Origin of the sequence: Curtobacterium pusillum (assembly GCF_007680845.1) — a bacterium.
Classification (GTDB): domain Bacteria; phylum Actinomycetota; class Actinomycetes; order Actinomycetales; family Microbacteriaceae; genus Curtobacterium; species Curtobacterium pusillum_B.
The window spans coordinates 47,541-66,954 of sequence record NZ_VEIY01000003.1; the positions used below are offsets into that span (position 1 = coordinate 47,541).

Here is a 19,414-nt window from a genome sequence, read left to right on the forward strand (position 1 = left end):
CACGAACGCGTACCGGTCTGGACGGGCTCCGCGCTCCGTGGCTAGCCTGAGCGGACGTCGTGGTGTGGCGGCGTCGGAGCAGGGGAGTTTCGCATGCGGCGTCGACGCACGCTCATCGCAGGGGCGATGGGCTTGGTCCTCGGAGCGGGTCTGGCGATCGGGGGCGCCACGAGCGCGTCGGCCGCGCCGGCCGGGCACTGGGGCACCTTCACCCTCAGCGGTTCGAGCAAGGCCTACACCGGGACGATGACCCTGCCCGGGTTCCCGGAGACGACGTTCACCTCGAACTCCCGGCAGTCCACCGTGATCAGCGGTGCGTCGACGTGGCAGGGACCGTCGACGGGTCCGGGTGGGGCCTACGGGTCGAGCAAGGGCAGCACGTACATGAACCAGCGGCCGACCGCCGACTCGGCGAACCCGGCCGCGGCGTCCACGACCACGTACACGTTCGCCGAACCCACGCCGGGCAACGGCAGCTGGTCGTTCGTGCTCGGTGACATCGACGCCGACCAGGCGACGATCGCCGCGACGGTGCAGGGCGGCGCTCCGGCGACCGCAGCCCAGCTCGGCTACCAGAGCTCGTACAACTCGTGCTCGTCGGTGTCGCCCGGCGGATGGTCGTGCCCGGCGGACCCGGGAGGCGTTCCCGCCGGACAGGACACCCCGACCTGGAACGAGGCCACGCGGACCCTCACGGGCAACGCCGCAGCGAACGACACCTCGGGTGCGACCGCCTGGTTCACGCCGACCGTGCCGCTCGACTCCCTGACGATCACGTACCAGCAGCGCAGCGGGTTCCCCGTTTACCAGACCTGGTTCGCGAACCGCACCGCCGAGCTCCGCGGCACCGCGACGCTCGACGGGACGCCGATCCCCGGCGCGACCGTCACCGTCACCGCGCCGCGCGGCACGGTGTACACGACGACCACGGCGGCCGACGGCACGTACTCGTTCCCGCAGCTGCCGGTGATCGGCGGCTACACCGTCGAGGTCACGGCGCCGCCGAACGCCGACGGCACCGCGTCCGGGACTGCTTCGCTCAACACGGTCGCCGGTGGAGCAGACGCCGTCGTCGACTTCCCGTTCACCTCCCCGCCCGCGACGGTGGCCGTGATCGGTACCGTCACCGACGAGGACGGCACACCGGTGTCGAACGTCCCGGTGGTCATCACCGACGACGACGGCACCACCCTCGTGGACACCGTGACCAACACCGACGGCGTCTACACCGGCGCCGACCTGCCCCCGGACACCGACCTCGGCGTCGCGGTCGGCGGCGAGGACCCCACCCCCATCACCACCGGTGCCGCCGACGCCCCGCCCGCAGCGATCACGCCGATCGTCGCGCCGCCCGCGGTCATCGCGACCGTCACCGGCGTGGTCACCCTCGACGGCGAACCGGTGGGAGCCGGTCAGGTGGTCGAACTCCTCGACGGGACGACGGTCGTCGGCTCCACCACGACGGACGCCGCCGGTCGCTACACGTTCGCCACGGTCGGAGGGACGTACACGGTCCGCACGACCGTCCCCGCGACGGGAGCGACCGGCCCGACCGAGAACACCGGGGTCGTCGTCACTGCCGGCGCGAGCGCCGAGTCCGATCTGCCGTTCGTCACCCCGGCCGCTCCGGCGGTCATCACGACCTCCCAGGCCGGCACGGTGACGGACACGAACGGGGACCCGGTCGCGGGCGCTGCCGTCGTCGCGACCCCGACCGACCCGGACGCAGGCGCTCCGGTGCGGACGACCACGGGGACCGACGGGACGTTCGACCTCACCGGACTCGCACCCACGTCCGAGTACACGGTCGCCGTCGACGGAGCGGACCCGCAGACGATCACCACGCCGGAGAGCGGTGCGGCCCCCGCGGCCCTCTCGTTCACCGTGCCGGCCGCCGTGGTCCCGCCGGCGCAGACGCCGACGCCCACCCCGTCGGCTCCCGCGCCGACGCCGCCTGGAGGGGGCGGTACCGGGACGACCCCGGTCTCCTCGGACGGCGGATCGACGACGGGAGGGGCACTGGCGTACACCGGCGCCGACCTGACGCCGGGGCTCATCGCCGCGGGCGTGCTCGTGCTCGTCGGCGCGGGGCTGCTGGTCTTCCGATCGGTCCGCAACCGCCGCCGCACTTCCCACCTGCAGGACTGACCCGCCCCGCCCGCCGCCCGCCGCCCGCGGCGCCGAACGGGCACAACACGCCGCCCGCGAGCCGCCGAACGGGCACAACACGCCGTCCGCACGCCCCGACCGGGCCACAAATCGCCCGCTCGCCGACCCCCCCCCCCCCCCGGGGGCCCCGCGCGCGGGCCCGGGTTCGGCCCGAGGTGGTCCCCGCCCGTCGGCCTTCCCGCGGCGCCGAACGGGCACAACACGCCGCCTGCACGGCGCCGAGCGGGCAGAACCCGCCGCCCGCACGCCCCGACCTGGCCACAAATCGCCCGCTCGGCCACCTCCTCGGACCCGGACCCGGACCCGGGCGCGGGCCCGAGGTCCGCCCCGCCGGCCCGCCGAACGGGCACAACACGCCGCCTGCACGGCGCCGAGCGGGCAGAACTTATCGCCCGCACGCCCCGACCGGGCCACAAATCGCCCGCTCGCCGAACCTCCTTTGACCCGGGCGCGAGCGCGGGAGCGGGTCCGGGCCAGCCCCGCCGGCCCGCCGAGCGGGCACAACACGCCGCCTGCACGGCGCCGAACGGGCAGAACCTGCCGTGCGGGCGCGCCGAGCGGGACGGAAATTGCCCGCTCGGCGAAGCCCCCGCCGGACCCCGGCCGCGCGCCGGCCCGCGGCCTCAGCGCCGCCGGCGCGCCGGCACGGACCCTGTCGACACGGCCACCGACCCGGTCAGCGTCTGGATCGCCCGCGACACCACGGGCACCGAGGTCGTGACCACCGCCAACGACGACGTGATCGCCTCGATCGACGACGTCGACAGGTGCTCCTGCACGTGCGAGTGCACCGGGAAGCCCCGCCGCGCCACGACGACCACCCCGAGCGACCCGAGCAGCACCGCCGCCCCGGCGAGCGGCATCCACTGCAGCCCGACGAGCCCGAGCGCCTGCCCGCCGATGGCCGCACCGCCCGCGATGCCGATGTTCGACGCCCCGTTGACGAGCGCTCCCGCGATGTCGGGGGAGACGCCGCCGGTCCGGATCGCCGCGGCCATGAAGAGCGTCCCCGTGGTCCCGTTGGCCGCCATCCACACCCCGGCGACGACCATCGTGCCGAGCAGGGAGCCGTGCACGAACGGCAGCGTGGCGATCGCTGCGGCCATCGCTGCGACGGCGGTGATGAGCGTCTGCCGGGGAGCCCGGTCGACGAACATCCCGGCGAGCCAGAGTCCGACGACCCCGGTCGCACCGAGGACGAGCAGCGCCCCGCTCACCATGCCCGCGTCGAGGCCGGCGTCGATCGCGTACGGGCCGATGTACGTGTAGACGATGTAGTGCCCGGCGAACAGCAGCAGGTCCGCCACGACGACGGAGAGCAAGCCGGTCCGTGCCCAGGCCTTCGGCGAGCCGATGTGCGGGGACGCGGCGCCGCGGACGCTCGGCAGGAACAGCAGCGCCACGACCGCGAGCACGGCCGCCGCCACGGCCACGGCACCCACCGCCGGCCGCCAGCCGATCGACTGCCCGACCCAGGTGGCGACGGGCACGCCGATGACGAACCCGAGCGAGCTGCCGGAGTACACGAACGCGATCGCCCGGCCGGCCAGTCGCGGCGGCACGATCCGGGTGGCGTAGGCGGACGCGACCGAGAAGAACAGCGCGTGCGCCACACCCCCGACGACCCGGCCGGCGCAGACCACCGCGAAGGACGGCGCGAGCGCGATCATCACGTTCGACACCGTGTACCCGACGAGGGTCGACACGAGGACGGTCTTGCGGGGGAGTCGGGCCGTGAGCGACGTCAGCGGCAGGGCGAGCAGCGCGACGGCCGCGGCGTACACCGTGATGACGATGCCCATGGTCGACTCGGTCACGCCGAGGTCGGCACTCATGGTGCCGAGCAACCCGACCGGCATGAGCTCGGTGGTGATGGCGAAGAACGTGGCCAGCCCGAGCACGGCGATGCCGACGACGGACTGACTGGTGACGGTGATCGGCCGCGTGTTCGTCGACACGGCCGAGGTGGTGATGGTGTTGGTGGACACGCTGCTGACCTCCTCCGGGGAACGGCGGAGCGCGCGTCGGTGCCGACGGGACGTCGAGGATCCGGACGGGGCCGGTCGGCGGGGCGCGCTCGCTGTGGTGTGTGGTGTTGTTCGGGTACGACTCCACGGCGAGTGCGCTCTCCCAGTGTTGCACGGGCGACCGGAGCAACGCACGGGGCGCAGCCGTGAAAGTCCTCGGAGCGCTCCAACGCCTCCGGCGCCGAACGATTCCCGATCAGTTCTCGTTCGTGACCGTGCCCTGCACGCCGCCACCACGGAGGGTCAGCGTCAACGTCCCGCTCATCGACTGCGCGGACAGCGACACCGACCCGTGCAGGGCGTCGGTTCGCGGGTAGCAGGCCGACGACGACTCGATCCGGTTCGCCGTCGCCACCAGGCAGATCGTCGACCGGTCCGTCCCGACCCCCGCCCACACGCTCCACGGCGTCTGCAGGGATCCGCCGTCCAGCTCCCGGTTCGAGAAGATGAGCCGCGTCGTCCGCAGGCTCACCGGCGCCTCGACCGGCCCGGGCAGCTGGTCCGCGTAGGTCTGCGGCGCGTCGAGCAGGTCCTCGAGCGTGATGGTCCCCGCCGTCGGCGTCACGCTCGGTGCGGCCGCCGGGTCCGGCCGCGAGGTCCCGACCACCGTCCCCGCCGCGAACGCCACCCCGACCGCCGCGGCCACGCCGAGCGCGATCCAGACCCGCGGGCGCGTCGTGGAGAGGGAGCGCACGACCCGCGTCCGCCAGCTGTCGTCCTGGAGGCGCGGCGCACCCCCGTCGTCCTCCCTCCAGTCCGCCTCGTGCGAGCGCTCCGCCGCGTCCCCCGCCTCCGCGCCGTGGCGCACGTCGTCGACGTCCCCGTCCGCCGCGGCGGACTCGGGCGCAGCCCCCGACCCTGCGGCCGGGACCGACGCAGCGGTCTCGGGCGCAGCTCCCGACCCTGCGGCACCGACCGACGGAACCGGCGCGCTCGACCCGGCCAACGGCGGTCGACCGGACCGTCTCGAGGGCCGGGCCGGCGGGGCGGGCGGGGTCGCGCCTCCCGGCCGGACCACCGGAGCCGGAACCGGACGCCTCCGTCCGCGCCCGAGCTGCTCGAGGGCCGCACGTGCCGCGGCAGCCTCGGAGTCGGACGCCGATCCGCCCCACGCGATCGCCTCGAGCCGTGCTCGCTCCGCTGCCACGTCGTCGTCGCGCATGTGCACTCCTGGTCCGGTCGCACTGATCCCTCATCGTCCCACCGCCACGGTGGAGGCGCTCACCCAGTTCACGGGGCGTAGACGGGGACCATGACCGAGAAGCGCGATCCCGATCCCGAGACCCTCGAGCCGCTGAGCCATGACACGCAGTCCGGCGAGGCCGACTACGTCGCGACGAGCCCCGGTGGTGCCGGGACGGAACGGCACGTCCCGCTGCCCGAGGAGGAGCAGGGCCGCGGCACCGAGTACGACCCGGTCGACCAGGGCCCGCAGCAGGAGGGCCAGGGCGGCTAGGCCAGTGCCCGCCGCAGGACGGCCCGTTCGCCGAGGGTCCACGCGGCGCTCGTGACCACGTACAGCGCGGCGGGGAGCGGTGCGATCGCGGCGAACACGACCGTGACGAACGGCGCGAACCGGGCCACGGCGGCCGCGGCACCAGGGGCTGCCGTCCCCGCAGCCGGCTTGCCGGCGGCGGGCACCACCGGGTTCCACCGCGCGTTCGCCCGCCGGCTGGCCTCGACGACCACGGCGAGCACCGCCAGCAGCAGCACGACGACCCAGGCGTGCACCCACAGCGGCGACGTCACGGTGACCAGCAGGGAGTGCCCGAGCGGGACGCCGAGCAGCGTCGCCGACAGGAGGGTGTTCGCCGTCCCGCCGATCGACGCGTGCGTGAAGAGCGCGTAGACGAGCGAGAGCACCGGCGCCTGGGCGAGCACGGGCAGGCACCCCGCGAGCGGCGACACCTTCTCGTTCGTGTACAGCTCCTGCAGCGCCCGCTGCAGCCGCTCGGTGTCCTTCGCGTACCGGGCGCGCAGCGCGGCGACCCGGGGAGCGAGCCGCCGACGGTCCCGTTCGGCCCGGACCTGCAGGACGGACAGGGGCACGAGCGCCGCCCGGACCACGAGGGTGAGCAGGACGACGGCGATCGCGGCGGCGTACTCGCCGGCGACGGGGGAGAGGGCTGCGGCGGTCTGGGCGAGGAGGTCGGCGCCCGCGTGCAGCAGGGGCCCGACGAGGGGCAGGGTGGTGATGTCCATGACGTTCCGATCGGTTCGGTGGGAGGGGTCGCGTGTGCGGCCCGGCCACCGGTCGGTGGTCAGGGCCTCAGGCGACGACTCCCGGTGCCCGCTCGCGCGCGTGCCCGTCGGCGTCAGGGTGACTCCACGCGATCCGCGTGACGAGGTCGGCCGGGGCCCGGTCCGACGATGCCGGTCGGGGCAGGACGAGCCCGAGCACGACCGCGAGCACCGCGGCGACGAGGACGGCGACGGCCACCGCGGAGAGCCCGAGGGCCGCGACGACGACGAGCGGCACGGCACCGACGGCGGGGTCGCCGAGCACCAGCGCGGCGGTGACGCGCAGGAACAGCTCGACGACGGTCATGGTCCGTTCACAGTAACGCCCGCGCGCCGTCGGTGGGGAAGTGGCTGGTCAGGGCAGGATCGTGCCCATGACCGCAGGTTCGCCGAGCACCCCAGCGACCGCCGCCCTCGAGCGGGCGGGGATCCCGTACACGCCGCACGTGTACGAGCACCACGAGACCGCCACGAACTTCGGGGAAGAGGCAGCGGCGGCCCTCGGACTCCGCGAGGAGCAGGTCTTCAAGACCCTCGTGGTCTCGGTCGACGGCGCCCTCGCGGTGGCGATCGTCCCGGTGGCGAACCGGCTCGACCTCAAGGCCATCGCCGCGGCGTGCGGCGGCAAGAAGGCGACCCTGGCGGACCCGGCGCTGGCCGAGCGTCGCACCGGCTACGTCGTCGGCGGGATCAGCCCGGTCGGCCAGAAGACGGCGCTGCGCACGGTCGTCGACGAGTCGGCCCTGTCCTACGCGAGCATCTTCGTGTCCGGCGGCCGGCGCGGGTTCGACATCGAGGTGGCCCCGGCCGACCTCGTCCGGGTGACCGGAGCGACCGCGGCGCCGATCGCACGCGCGTAACTCGACCTGAGTCGGGTCGCCGCAAGTTTCTGCCGCGACCGGGAATGACCCGATCCCTCCTGCGTTGCATTGAGTCAAAGGCACTCAAGTTCCCAGGAGGTCCCTTTGCCAGCAACGTTCGGTCCGACCGGCGGCAACGACTCGTTCGACGAGTTCCTCGCACGCCTGCTCGCGGCCAAGGAGACCGGCGCCCAGCGATCCGTACCGCTGGGACGCCCGGTCGACATCACGCGACTGCTCAGCCGTCGCACCCACGAGATGCTGCAGCACACGGCGGAGTACGCCGTCGAGCAGGGTCAGCACGAGATCGACGCCCTGCACATCCTGCACGTGCTCGTCCGGACCGACCCGTTCACGGCGGTCATCCGCCAGGCCGGGGTCGACCCCGAGCAGCTCGCCGACGAGATCGAGCAGCGCCTCCCGCTGGCCCGCGAGCGGGTCGAGGGCACCGGCCGACCGGCGCTCACCGGCACCGCGCAGCGCATCCTCGTCGAGGCCACCCAGGCCGCGCGCGGATTCGGCAGCACGTACACCGACCCCGAGCACGTCTTCTTCGCGCTCGTCATGGACCAGGACACCGTCACCGGGCAGCTGCTCGCGAGTGCCGGCGTCACCCCGCAGGTCATGCAGGACTACGCGGCGCAGGCTGCTGCCGCGGCACGAGAGGGGCGCCCCATGCCGGGTACCGACGAGGCCACCGCGACGAACGCGACGGAGTCCGACACCCCGACGCTCGACCAGTTCGGCACCGACCTCACCGAGCGCGCCCGTGACGGGCACGTGGACCCGGTGATCGGCCGTGCCGACGAGATCGAGCAGACCGTCGAGATCCTGCTCCGCCGCACCAAGAACAACCCCGTCCTCATCGGCGAGCCCGGCGTCGGCAAGACCGCGATCGCCGAGGGCCTCGCCCAGCGCATCGCCGACGGTGACGTGCCCGTGCTGCTCCAGGGCAAGCGGGTCGTCTCGCTCGACCTCGCGGGCATGCTCTCCGGCACCCGCTACCGCGGCGACTTCGAGGAGCGGCTGACGAAGGCGATGGACGAGATCGCGGCGCACGCCGACGAGCTCATCGTGTTCGTCGACGAGCTCCACACCGTCGTCGGCGCCGGTGGCGGCGGCGAGGGCGGCTCGATGGACGCCGGCAACATCCTCAAGCCCCGCCTGGCCCGCGGCGACCTGCACATGATCGGCGCGACCACGCTGAACGAGTACCGCCGGATCGAGAAGGACGCCGCACTCGAGCGCCGCTTCCAGCCGGTCACCGTGGGGGAGCCGAGCGTCGAGGACGCTGTCGCGATCCTCACCGGGCTCGCCCCGCGCTACGAGGTGCACCACGACGTCGTCTACACGCCGGAGGCCCTCCGCGCTGCCGTCGAGCTCTCGCACCGGTACGTGACCGACCGGCACCTGCCGGACAAGGCCATCGACCTCATCGACCAGGCCGGTGCACGCCGTCGGCTCGCCCGGTCGGGTGACGTCGACGTGGCCGCGCTGCGGACCGAGGTCGAGTCGCTCACGGCGTCGAAGGACGCCGCGGTCGCCGAGGAGCACTACGAGGAGGCGTCGCGTCTCCGCGACGAGATCGACGGACTGGAGGCGCGGATCACCGCCGCCTCGCAGTCGGACGCCAGCCGCGCCTCCCGTCAGGAGCAGGTGGGCACCTCGATCACGGAGACCGACATCGCCGAGGTGGTGGCGCGCGCCACCGGCATCCCGGCCACGCGGCTCACGCAGGGCGACCGCACCCGACTCGCCGCGCTCGAGGACGAACTCCACGAGCGTGTCGTCGGCCAGGACGACGCCGTGCGCGCCATCGCGACCGCGGTCCGGCGCAGCCGGACCGGCATGGGCGACCCGCGCCGACCGGTCGGGAGCTTCCTGTTCCTCGGCCCGACCGGCGTCGGCAAGACCGAGCTCGCGAAGGCCCTCGCGGGGTCGCTGTTCGGGGACGAGTCGGCGATGCTCCGCTTCGACATGAGCGAGTTCGGCGAACGGCACACCGTGTCGCGCCTGGTCGGTGCCCCTCCCGGGTACGTCGGCTACGACGAGGCCGGCCAGCTCACCGAGCGTGTCCGTCGGAACCCGTACTCGGTCGTCCTGCTCGACGAGGTCGAGAAGGCGCACCCGGACGTGTTCAACCTGCTGCTGCAGGTGCTCGACGACGGTCGCCTGACCGACGGTCAGGGCCGCACGGTGGACTTCCGGAACACGGTCGTCATCATGACGTCGAACATCGGGTCCGAGTTCCTCGCGTCGCGCTCCGGTGCGCTCGGGTTCTCGGCCTCGGCGGACGGCGGGTACTCCGAGGATGACCTGCGCGCCCGGGTGATGGGCAGGCTCCGCGAGTCGATGCGGCCCGAGTTCATCAACCGCATCGACGAGATCGTGCTGTTCCGCAAGCTGGACCGCACGCAGCTCCACTCGATCGTCGACCTGCTGCTGCAGGACACCGCGCTCCGACTGCTCGCGCAGGGCATGACGCTGTCGGTGTCCGACCAGGCGGTCGACTGGCTCGCCGAGCACGGGTACGAGCCGGAGTACGGCGCCCGTCCGCTCCGCCGCCTCATCCAGCGCGAGGTCGACGACCGGATCGCGGGGCTCGTCGTGGACGAGGCCGTGACCGACGGCGACACGGTGCGGGTGGACGTGGTCGACGGCGGGCTCGCCGCCACGGTCGCGGTGCCCGCCGCGGTCTGATCAGTTCCCTCGAGGACGCCCCGACGCCGAAAGGCGCCGGGGCGTTCGACGTTCGGCGTTGGCGTTCGGGAATGCAATTCCGGACGAATCGCCGAAAAGGGGGTTGCGCGGTGATTGCGGGTGTGGATAGTGTTCACGAGCACCAGTCAGCACGAGACCGAAAGGGGGCCTGACCATGATGATCACCGCAACGACTCCGTTCCGTGGCATCCGTACGTTCGGCGGCACCCCTGTCCGGGTCCGCTGACACGGAGCGTCCCACACCAGTCGACACCTGTGTCCTGACCCGTCTCCCGCGCTGAGTCCGCCTCGCCAGGAACGGTCTGACACCGCCGTCGGTCGCACTGTCCGTCGTGCCCGATCGTCACCGTCCGCGGTGACGATGGCGGCGTGGCGGAATGCGGCCGCGAATGTCGGTGGTCGGTGCGACGCTCCTGGTATCGGCAGCAATTCCTGACCGCTTCCCCGCGCATTCTCGCGTGGGCGCGGAATGCATTCTCGCGCATTCATTCCTCCTGCCCGTGTGCCGGGCAGTTCCGTCATGCCCTGAAGGGGACACACCGTGTCAACGAAGACCACCGCCATCCGCCCTCCCGGAACCCGCGCGGCACGCCGTCGGGTCTCGCTCTCCGACCGCATCGCGCTCCGCATCGGGATGACCCTCATCATCTGGAGCCGTCGCACCCACCACGTGCGTCCGTCGGTCGACATCGCCACACGGAACCGGCTCGAACGCGAGCGGCTCGACCGTGAGGCACGCTGGCTCGTCCAGAGTGCCGCGATGCACCTCTGGCACTGAGCACCACCGGCGCGGCGTGCGCCGACTCGTCGGACGTACGCCGCGCCTCCCGTACCGTTGTCTGGTGACCGAAACCGCAGCTGCACTCGTCGAACGACTCACCGCCATCGTCCCGGACTTCCCGTCGCCGGGGATCCTGTTCCGCGACGTGACGCCGGTGTTCTCCGACCCGGTCGCGTTCGGTCGCGTCTGCGAGGCCCTCGCGGCACCCTTCGCCATCGGCGACGGGTTCGCGGCGGTCGCCGGCATCGAGGCGCGCGGCTTCGCCCTCGCCGGGGGCATCGCCGCGCAGCACCAGGTGGGCGTGCTGACCGTCCGCAAGGCGGGGAAGCTCCCGGGCGAGGTCCTCAGCGAGCAGTACGCGCTCGAGTACGGCGAGGCCGAGCTCGAGCTGCGCCCGGGTCAGCTCCCCGCTGGTACCCGGGTGCTCGTCGTGGACGACGTCCTCGCCACCGGCGGCACCGGAGCGGCCACCATCACGCTGCTCGAGCGCGCCGGCTACGAGGCGATCGGCTTCGCCGCGCTGCTCGAACTCGACGGCCTGTCCGGTCGCGCGCGCCTCGAGCCGCGCCTGCCCGTGCAGACCCTCGGCGCCGTCCCTGCGTGAGCCCGCGCGCGCACTAGTCTTGACGCACCCATTCGATCGAGGAGTCCCATCATCGTGACCGAGTCAGTCGCCGCTCCGCCGGAGAACGCCGAGCCCGCAGCCGTGCCCCAGGCACCCGAGCCCCGCACCGCGACGACGACCACTACGGGGACCGAGCTCTTCGACGGCGTGCGCGGTGTCGTCGCGATCCGGGTGGCCGGCGTCCTCAAGGACCTCGCCGCCGAGGTGCAGGCCGGCGAGACCGCCGAGGCCGTGACCCTCGACGAGCAGGACGGGCTCGACATCCTCCGCCACTCGGCCGCGCACGTGCTCGCGCAGGCCGTCCAGCAGATCAACCCGGACGCCAAGCTCGGCATCGGCCCGCCCGTCACCGACGGCTACTACTACGACTTCGACGTCGCCGAGCCCTTCACCCCGGACGACCTCAAGGCGATCGAGAAGGGCATGGACCGCATCGTCAAGCAGGCCCAGCGCTTCCGTCGCGTCGTCGTCACCGATGAAGAAGCGCGCGAACGCATGGCGGGGGAGCCCTACAAGCAGGAGCTCATCGGCCTGAAGGGCGCTGCCGAGGCGGGCGACTCGGGCGAGAGCGTCGAGGTCGGCGCCGGCGAGCTGACCGTCTACGAGAACGTCGACCCGAAGACCGGCGAGGTCGTCTGGCAGGACCTCTGCCGCGGCCCGCACGTGCCGCACACCCGCTGGGTCGGCAACGCGTCGAAGCTCATGCGCGTCGCCGCGGCGTACTGGCGCGGGTCCGAGAAGAACCCGCAGCTGCAGCGCATCTACGGCACCGCCTGGCCCGACAAGGACCAGCTGAAGGCCTACCTCGTCCGTCTGGAAGAGGCGGCGAAGCGCGACCACCGCAAGCTCGGCGCCGAACTCGACCTGTTCTCGTTCCCGGACGAGATCGGGTCCGGCCTGGCGATCTTCCACCCGAAGGGCGGCATCATCCGCCGCGAGATGGAGGACTACTCGCGCCGTCGGCACGAGCAGGAGGGCTACTCGTTCGTCTACACGCCGCACATCACGAAGGGTGACCTGTTCGAGCAGTCCGGGCACCTCGGCTGGTACAAGGACGGCATGTTCCCGCCCATGCACATGGACGAGGCCAAGGACGAGGACGGCAACGTCACCCGGCAGGGGGCTGACTACTACCTCAAGCCGATGAACTGCCCGATGCACATCCTCGCCTACCGCTCGCAGGCCCGGTCCTACCGCGACCTGCCGCTGCGGATGTTCGAGTTCGGCACGGTGTACCGCAACGAGAAGTCCGGCGTCATCCACGGCCTCACCCGCGTCCGCGGCATGACCCAGGACGACGCGCACATCTTCACCACGCAGGAGAAGATGAAGGAGGAGCTGACCACCACGCTCCAGTTCGTGCTCTCCCTCCTGCGCGACTACGGCCTCGACGACTTCTACCTCGAGCTCTCCACGAAGGACCCCGAGAAGTACGTCGGCGACGACGAGGTCTGGGACGTCGCGACGAACACCCTGCGCGAGGTCGCCGAGGAGTCCGGTCTCGAACTCGTCCCCGACCCCGCGGGCGCGGCGTTCTACGGCCCGAAGATCTCGGTGCAAGCGCGGGACGCGATCGGTCGCACGTGGCAGATGTCGACCGTGCAGCTCGACTTCAACCTGCCGGAGCGCTTCGGCCTCGAGTACGCGGCGGCCGACGGCACCCGTCAGCGCCCGGTGATGATCCACCGCGCCCTGTTCGGCTCGATCGAGCGCTTCTTCGGCGTCCTCACCGAGCACTACGCGGGCGCGTTCCCGGCGTGGCTGTCACCGGTCCAGGTCGTCGGGATCCCGGTCGCGGCCGAGTACGGCGACTACCTCGACGAGGTGATCGCGACGCTCCGCTCGCACGGCGTCCGCGCCGAGGTCGACCACTCCGACGACCGGATGCAGAAGAAGATCCGCACGCACACCAAGGCGAAGGTGCCGTTCCAGCTCATCGCCGGCGGTGACGACCGGGACGCCGGAGCGGTCTCGTTCCGGTTCCGCGACGGCCGACAGGACAACGCGGTGCCGGTGGCCGAGGCGGTCGACCGCATCCTCACCGCGATCCGCGAGCGCGCGCAGGTCTGATGACCCGTCCAGGAGGCGCAGCGCAGGTCCCCGGGACCGGTCACGTCGACGACGCGGCCGGGTCCGGGGACGACCCCCTGGTGATCCGGGACGCCGCGACCGCCGCTGCGGTGCCCGATGCCTTCCAGCGCCTCTGGAACCCGCACCGGATGGCGTACATCGACGCCGGTCGCGAGGGCAAGGGCCGCGGCCACGACGACGACTGCCCGTTCTGCGAGGCGCCGCAGAAGTCCGACGAGGACGCCCTGATCGTCGCCCGCGGCGAACACGCGTACGTCCTGCTCAACCTCTTCCCGTACAACAACGGGCACCTGCTCGTCTGCCCGTACCGGCACGTCCCGCTCTACGACGAGGCGACACCGGACGAGCTCCGCGAGATCGGCGAGCTCACCCAGACGGCGATGCGGGTCCTCCGGTCCGTCTCGCACTGCGACGGCTTCAACATCGGGATGAACCAGGGCGAGGTCGCCGGGGCTGGCGTCGCCGGCCACCTCCACCAGCACATCGTGCCCCGGTGGCAGTCGGACGCGAACTTCTTCCCGATCATCGCGCGGACGAAGTCGATGTCCCAGCTGCTCGGCGAGACCCGGCGTCTCGTCGCCGAGGGGTGGCCCACGGACCACTAGACTGTCGGCATCATGAGCGACAGCAGCAGCACCCCGAGCACCCCCGGCACCTCGATCACCGGCTCCGACCGCGTCAAGCGCGGCCTCGCGGAGATGCTCAAGGGCGGCGTCATCATGGACGTCGTCGACGCCGAGCAGGCCCGCATCGCGGAAGAAGCCGGCGCCACGGCCGTCATGGCCCTCGAGCGCGTCCCCGCCGACATCCGCGCCCAGGGCGGCGTCGCCCGCATGTCCGACCCGTCGATGATCGAGGAGATCATCGCGACCGTGTCGATCCCGGTCATGGCGAAGGCCCGCATCGGTCACTTCGTCGAGGCCCAGGTGCTGCAGGAGCTCGGCGTCGACTACATCGACGAGTCCGAAGTGCTCTCGCCCGCCGACTACGTGAACCACATCGACAAGTGGAACTTCACCACCCCGTTCGTCTGCGGTGCCACGAACCTCGGCGAAGCCCTCCGACGCATCACCGAGGGCGCGGCCATGATCCGCTCCAAGGGTGAGGCCGGCACGGGCGACGTGTCCGAAGCCACGAAGCACATCCGCACGATCAACAAGGAGATCGCGGCGCTGCGCAACCTCAAGGAAGACGAGCTGTACGTCGCCGCCAAGGAACTCCAGGCGCCGATCGACATCGTCAAGGAGGTCGCACAGACCGGCAAGCTCCCGGTCGTGCTCTTCACGGCCGGTGGCGTCGCGACCCCGGCCGACGCCGCGATGATGATGCAGCTCGGCGCCGACGGCGTGTTCGTCGGCTCCGGCATCTTCAAGTCGGGTGACCCGGCGAAGCGCGCCGCCGCGATCGTCAAGGCCGTCGCCTTCCACGACGACCCGAAGGTCATCGCGGACGCCTCGCGTGGCCTCGGTGAAGCCATGGTCGGCATCAACGTCGCCGACGTCCCGGCACCGCACCGCCTGGCCGAGCGCGGCTGGTGAGCGCGCGGCCCCGCATCGGGGTGCTCGCGCTGCAGGGTGACTTCCGCGAGCACATCGCGTCCCTCACGGAACTCGGCGCCGACGTGGTGCCGCTGCGTCGTCCGGAGGAGATCGCGGCGCTCGACGGCGTCGTGATCCCCGGCGGCGAGTCGAGCGTGATGGACAAGCTGTCCCGTGCGTTCGGCGTGGCCGAGCCCCTGGCCGACGCGATCCGCGGTGGTCTCCCGACCTACGGCACCTGCGCGGGCATGATCATGCTCTCTTCGCGCATCGCCGCCGGCATCGACGGCCAGCAGACCCTCGACGTCCTCGACACCACGGTCCGACGGAACGCGTTCGGCAGCCAGAACGACTCGTTCGAGGTCGACGTCCCGATGCCCGCGCTCGGGGACGCCCCGGTGCACGCGGTGTTCATCCGTGCGCCCGTGGTCGAGGAGCACGGACCCGGGGTCGACGTCCTCGGGGCCCTCGCCGACGGGCAGGTCGTCGCCGTGCAGCAGGGCAACGTCATCGCGAGTGCCTTCCACCCGGAGGTCGCGGGCGAGGACCGCTTCCACCGCCGCTTCCTGGACCTCGTCCACAGCGCCTGAGGCCGCACCACTCGTCCACGGTCCCAGCGAGGCGGACGCACCCCGCGCCTCCCGGGCCGGTAAACTGGACCAGATTTTCCGTCAGACGCAAGGAGCACCGTGTCCGGGCATTCCAAGTGGGCAACGACCAAGCACAAGAAGGCCGTCATCGACGGTCGCCGTGCCAAGTCGTTCGCGAAGCTCATCAAGAACATCGAGGTCGCCGCGAAGATGGGCGGTGCCGACCTGTCGGGCAACCCGACCCTCGTCGACGCCGTGCAGAAGGCCAAGAAGACCTCGGTCCCGAACGACAACATCGACCGCGCCATCAAGCGCGGCGCCGGTCTCACCGGTGAGTCGATCGAGTACACGACCATCATGTACGAGGGCTACGGCCCGAACGGCGTCGCGATGCTCATCGAGTGCCTCACCGACAACAAGAACCGCGCTGCTGCCGAGGTCCGGACCGCGATGTCCCGCAACGGCGGCACGATGGCCGACCCGGGCAGCGTCGCATACAACTTCGCGCGCAAGGGCGTCATCTCGGTCACGAAGACGGACGGCCTCGACGAGGACACCGTCATGACGGCCGTGCTCGACGCCGGTGTCGAGGACGTCATCGACCAGGGCGCCGGGTTCGAGGTCATCACCGAGGCGACCGACCTCGTCGCGGCACGCACCGCGCTGCAGGACGCCGGCATCGACTACGACTCCGCGGACGCCGAGTTCGTCCCCGGGCTCAAGGTCCCCGTCGACGCCGACACCGCGCGCAAGGTGTTCCGGTTGATCGACGCGCTCGAGGACAGCGACGACGTGCAGAACGTCTACTCGAACTTCGACATCCCCGCCGACGTCCAGGCCGAGCTCGACGAGGACGAGGACTAACCCGATGCTCCGCGTGCTCGGGGTCGACCCCGGGCTCACCCGGTGCGGCGTCGGCATCGTCGAGGTCGCACCGAACCGGCGCGCACGGCTCGTCCACGTGACGGTCGTGCGCACCCCGGCGGACATGGCGCTCGAGCAACGGCTCCTGCGGATCGCCGACGGCATCGCTGCCGAGATCGACGAGCACCGCCCGGATGCCGTCGCGGTCGAACGCGTCTTCGCGCAGGCGAACGTTCGCACCGTCATGGGGACCGCCCAGGCCGCCGGACTCGCCTTGCACGCCGCGGCCGCACGCGGACTCCCGGTCGGCCTGCACACCCCGTCCGAGGTGAAGGCGGCGGTGACCGGCTACGGCAACGCGGACAAGCGGCAGGTGCAGACCATGATCGCGCGGGTCCTCGGGCTCGACGAGGCGCCGAAGCCGGCCGATGCCGCGGACGCGCTCGCATTGGCCGTGTGCCACGCCTGGCGCCTCGGATCGCCGGACGCGGTCGGCACCCGCGCGACCAACCTCACCCCGGCGCAGCGGGCCTGGCGGGACGCCCAGGGCGGCACCGTCGACTCGCCGTTGGCGCGTGCCGCGGCCGCCGCCGCCCGACCGCAGCGCGGTGGTCCGCTGGCGCAGCGTGGCTCCTCGGCTTCGTCGGTGGCGGGCCGTAAGCTCGGGGCATGATCGCGAGTCTCCGGGGCACCTGCATCGACGTCGCCGGGTCGAACGTCGTGGTCGAGGTCGGGGGAGTCGGCTACGCGGTCACCGTGACACCGGCGCACGCCCTGACGATGCGCCACGGGGCGGAGGTCTTCCTCCGCACCGCGATGATCGTCCGCGAAGACGACCAGATGCTCTTCGGCTTCGAGACGACCGACGCGCTGCAGGTGTTCGACCTGCTCCGGAGCGTCTCCGGCGTCGGTCCGAAGTCGGCGATGGGCGTCCTCGCCCACCTCGACCCCGCCCAGGTCGCGAACGCCGTCGCGAACGACGACGACGGCGCGTTCCGCAAGGTCTCCGGCATCGGCCCGAAGACCGCCAAGCTCATCATCGTCGCGCTCTCGGGCAAGCTCGCCGCGTTCGAACAGGCCACCGTCGTCGCCGCCACCCGTGGTGGCGCCGCGCACCCCGCCGCGACCGACGTGGTCGAGGCGCTCGTCGGCCTGGGGTGGCGTGAGGACGCCGCACAGCGCGCCGTCGACGACACCATCGCGAACGAGCCGGGGGCCGCCGCGATGGGCACGCAGTCGCTCCTCCGTGCCGCGCTCGGTGCGCTGCGTCCCGCCGGGGCCAGCCGGTGAGCGGCATCACCGCCGCCAGCCCCGAGTCGCAGGAAGAACTCGCGTTCGAAGGCGCGCTGCGTCCGAAGTCGCTCGACGAGTTCGTGGGGCAGCGCAAGGTGCGGGGCCAGCTCGACCTGCTCCTCAAGGCCGCCGCGATGCAGGACCGCACGCCGGACCACATCCTGATGGCCGGCCCGCCCGGTCTCGGCAAGACGACGCTCGCGATGATCGTCGCGCACGAGTCGGGGCGCCCGTTGCGGATGTCGAGCGGGCCGGCGATCCAGCACGCGGGTGACCTCGCCGCCGTGCTCTCGTCGCTCGTCCCGGGCGAGGTCCTGTTCATCGACGAGATCCACCGCATGGCCCGTTCCGCGGAAGAGATGCTCTACCTCGCGATGGAGGACTTCCGGATCGACGTCATGGTCGGCAAGGGCGCCGGCGCGACGAGCATCCCGCTCGACCTCGCGCCCTTCACGCTCGTCGGTGCGACGACCCGCGCGGGGCTCCTCCCGAACCCGCTCCGCGACCGCTTCGGCTTCACGGCGCACCTCGAGTTCTACGAGAAGGACGAGCTCGAACAGGTCCTCATCCGGGCCGCGCACCTCCTCGAGCTCGACATCGACCGCTCCGCGCTCCGCGAGATCGCCGGGCGCTCCCGGGGCACCCCCCGCATCGCCAACCGCCTGCTCCGGCGCGTCCGTGACTACGCCCTCGTGCACCGGACGACCGACGGCATGGCCGCCGTGCAGGGCGCCCTCGACCTCTACGACGTCGACGAACTCGGGCTCGACCGACTCGACCGCGCCGTCGTCGAGACCATGCTCACGCGCTTCGACGGCGGTCCGGTGGGGCTGAACACCCTCGCGGTCTCCGTCGGCGAGGAATCCGAGACGATCGAGTCCGTCGTCGAGCCGTTCCTCGTCCGGGTCGGCCTCGTCACCCGCAGCCCTCGCGGGCGGATCGCGACGCCCCAGGCATGGCGGCACTTCGGGATGACCCCGGGCCACGCCAGCGCCGCGCAACCCGGTCTCTTCGACGACGACACCGACTGACACCACCCCGCAGTAGTCGTGGTGCCGTCCCACCCACAGGCGTGTGCCCTAGACTGCTACGGCCCGAAACCGAGCAACCAGAGAAGGCATCGCATCATGGGTCAAGAAGTCATCCTCATCGTCATCGTCGTGGCGTTCGCGGCCTTCATGTTCTACAACAGCCGGAAGCGCAAGAAGCAGCAGTCCGAGCTGGCCGACAAGATGGTCCCGGGCGCGAAGGTCATGCTCTCCTTCGGGCTCTACGGCACGCTCCTGTCCGTGAACGACGAGAAGGTCACGGCCGACGTCGAGATCGCTCCGGGCACGGTCGTCACGGTGCACCGCCAGACCCTGTCCCGCGTCGTCGACGACAACGCGTCGGACATCGAGACCACCGCGACGCCGGAAGACGAGCCGGCAGCGCCGAAGCCCGTCGCCGAGCTCAACGGCGAGCCGATCTACGGTGAGCGCATCGAGCCCACCGACGCCGACGCCGACGCGGCGAAGCGCAAGACCGAAGACTGACCTCCCACGACCCCGGGTCCACCGACCCGGGGTCTGATCCTGCCGCCGGTCCCCCGCCGTCGGTCCTGACAGAAAGACG

Annotated in this window: 19 protein-coding genes; 15 read left to right on the forward strand and 4 right to left on the reverse strand. The window is 72.0% G+C overall.

Going from position 1 to position 19,414, the window contains the following annotated elements; all coding sequences use genetic code 11:
- Nucleotides 1–93 precede the first annotated feature (93 nt).
- Nucleotides 94–2,148 carry a carboxypeptidase-like regulatory domain-containing protein gene (locus FS825_RS07875; protein WP_144711948.1) on the forward strand — a complete coding sequence of 685 codons (2,055 nt, stop codon included), beginning with the start codon at nt 94–96 and terminating at the stop codon, nt 2,146–2,148.
- Nucleotides 2,149–2,792: 644 nt separating this feature from the next.
- Here the strand turns inward: FS825_RS07875 and FS825_RS07880 are convergent.
- Both FS825_RS07880 and FS825_RS07885 read right to left on the reverse strand, forming a co-directional pair.
- A complete protein-coding gene (locus FS825_RS07880; protein WP_144711950.1) occupies nt 2,793–4,157 on the reverse strand; it encodes an MFS transporter in 1,365 nt (454 codons plus the stop codon).
- 235 nt (nt 4,158–4,392) lie between these two features.
- Nucleotides 4,393–5,358 carry a hypothetical protein gene (locus tag FS825_RS07885; RefSeq protein ID WP_144711952.1) on the reverse strand — a complete coding sequence of 322 codons (966 nt, stop codon included), beginning with the start codon at nt 5,356–5,358 and terminating at the stop codon, nt 4,393–4,395.
- Between the two features lie 90 nt (nt 5,359–5,448).
- Here FS825_RS07885 and FS825_RS07890 point away from each other — a divergent pair, with 90 nt between their 5' ends.
- Nucleotides 5,449–5,652: a hypothetical protein gene (locus FS825_RS07890; protein ID WP_144711954.1), complete on the forward strand. Its 204-nt coding sequence runs from the start codon at nt 5,449–5,451 to the stop codon at nt 5,650–5,652.
- On the opposite strand, the gene FS825_RS07895 is transcribed toward FS825_RS07890, so the two are convergent.
- A complete protein-coding gene (locus tag FS825_RS07895; RefSeq protein ID WP_144711956.1) occupies nt 5,649–6,398 on the reverse strand; it encodes a YidC/Oxa1 family membrane protein insertase in 750 nt (249 codons plus the stop codon). The two genes, FS825_RS07890 and FS825_RS07895, sit on opposite strands and share 4 nt — an antisense overlap.
- A 67-nt stretch (nt 6,399–6,465) precedes the next feature.
- Nucleotides 6,466–6,744: a hypothetical protein gene (locus tag FS825_RS07900; protein ID WP_144711958.1), complete on the reverse strand. Its 279-nt coding sequence runs from the start codon at nt 6,742–6,744 to the stop codon at nt 6,466–6,468.
- Nucleotides 6,745–6,811: 67 nt separating this feature from the next.
- Between FS825_RS07900 and ybaK the strand changes: the two genes are divergently transcribed.
- The 13 genes from ybaK to FS825_RS07965 all read left to right on the forward strand — a co-directional run bounded on the left by ybaK (nt 6,812) and on the right by FS825_RS07965 (nt 19,335).
- Nucleotides 6,812–7,297: a Cys-tRNA(Pro) deacylase gene (gene ybaK, locus FS825_RS07905; protein ID WP_144711960.1), complete on the forward strand. Its 486-nt coding sequence runs from the start codon at nt 6,812–6,814 to the stop codon at nt 7,295–7,297.
- A 105-nt stretch (nt 7,298–7,402) separates the two neighbouring features.
- Complete coding sequence (locus tag FS825_RS07910; RefSeq protein WP_144711962.1) at nt 7,403–9,997, forward strand: ATP-dependent Clp protease ATP-binding subunit; 2,595 nt, start codon at nt 7,403–7,405, stop codon at nt 9,995–9,997.
- Between the two features lie 562 nt (nt 9,998–10,559).
- Nucleotides 10,560–10,796 (forward strand): hypothetical protein, encoded by a 237-nt coding sequence (locus tag FS825_RS07915; protein ID WP_144711964.1) that lies wholly within the window; start codon nt 10,560–10,562, stop codon nt 10,794–10,796.
- A gap of 64 nt (nt 10,797–10,860) precedes the next feature.
- On the forward strand, nt 10,861–11,403 hold the full coding sequence (locus FS825_RS07920; RefSeq protein ID WP_144711966.1) for an adenine phosphoribosyltransferase: 543 nt from the start codon (nt 10,861–10,863) through the stop codon (nt 11,401–11,403).
- Nucleotides 11,404–11,505: 102 nt separating this feature from the next.
- Entirely contained in the window at nt 11,506–13,494 is a 1,989-nt protein-coding gene (gene thrS, locus FS825_RS07925) for a threonine--tRNA ligase (protein ID WP_144712490.1), read from the forward strand.
- On the forward strand, nt 13,494–14,120 hold the full coding sequence (locus FS825_RS07930; RefSeq protein WP_260981090.1) for an HIT family protein: 627 nt from the start codon (nt 13,494–13,496) through the stop codon (nt 14,118–14,120). Before thrS ends, FS825_RS07930 begins: the two co-directional genes overlap by 1 nt.
- 12 nt (nt 14,121–14,132) lie before the next feature.
- A complete protein-coding gene (gene pdxS, locus FS825_RS07935) occupies nt 14,133–15,053 on the forward strand; it encodes a pyridoxal 5'-phosphate synthase lyase subunit PdxS (RefSeq protein ID WP_144711968.1) in 921 nt (306 codons plus the stop codon).
- Entirely contained in the window at nt 15,047–15,643 is a 597-nt protein-coding gene (gene pdxT, locus FS825_RS07940) for a pyridoxal 5'-phosphate synthase glutaminase subunit PdxT (protein WP_395885952.1), read from the forward strand. The genes pdxS and pdxT overlap by 7 nt, the downstream gene beginning before the upstream one ends.
- 99 nt (nt 15,644–15,742) lie before the next feature.
- Nucleotides 15,743–16,507 carry a YebC/PmpR family DNA-binding transcriptional regulator gene (locus FS825_RS07945; RefSeq protein WP_144711972.1) on the forward strand — a complete coding sequence of 255 codons (765 nt, stop codon included), beginning with the start codon at nt 15,743–15,745 and terminating at the stop codon, nt 16,505–16,507.
- A 4-nt stretch (nt 16,508–16,511) separates the two neighbouring features.
- The gene (gene ruvC / locus FS825_RS07950; RefSeq protein WP_144711974.1) at nt 16,512–17,180 is read left to right on the forward strand and encodes a crossover junction endodeoxyribonuclease RuvC; all 669 of its coding nucleotides are present in this window, start codon (nt 16,512–16,514) and stop codon (nt 17,178–17,180) included.
- Complete coding sequence (gene ruvA, locus FS825_RS07955) at nt 17,177–17,797, forward strand: Holliday junction branch migration protein RuvA (protein ID WP_144711976.1); 621 nt, start codon at nt 17,177–17,179, stop codon at nt 17,795–17,797. Before ruvC ends, ruvA begins: the two co-directional genes overlap by 4 nt.
- On the forward strand, nt 17,794–18,831 hold the full coding sequence (ruvB, locus tag FS825_RS07960) for a Holliday junction branch migration DNA helicase RuvB (RefSeq protein ID WP_144711978.1): 1,038 nt from the start codon (nt 17,794–17,796) through the stop codon (nt 18,829–18,831). Before ruvA ends, ruvB begins: the two co-directional genes overlap by 4 nt.
- Before the next feature lie 96 nt (nt 18,832–18,927).
- A complete protein-coding gene (locus FS825_RS07965; RefSeq protein ID WP_144711980.1) occupies nt 18,928–19,335 on the forward strand; it encodes a preprotein translocase subunit YajC in 408 nt (135 codons plus the stop codon).
- The last annotated feature ends 79 nt before the right edge of the window (nt 19,336–19,414 follow it).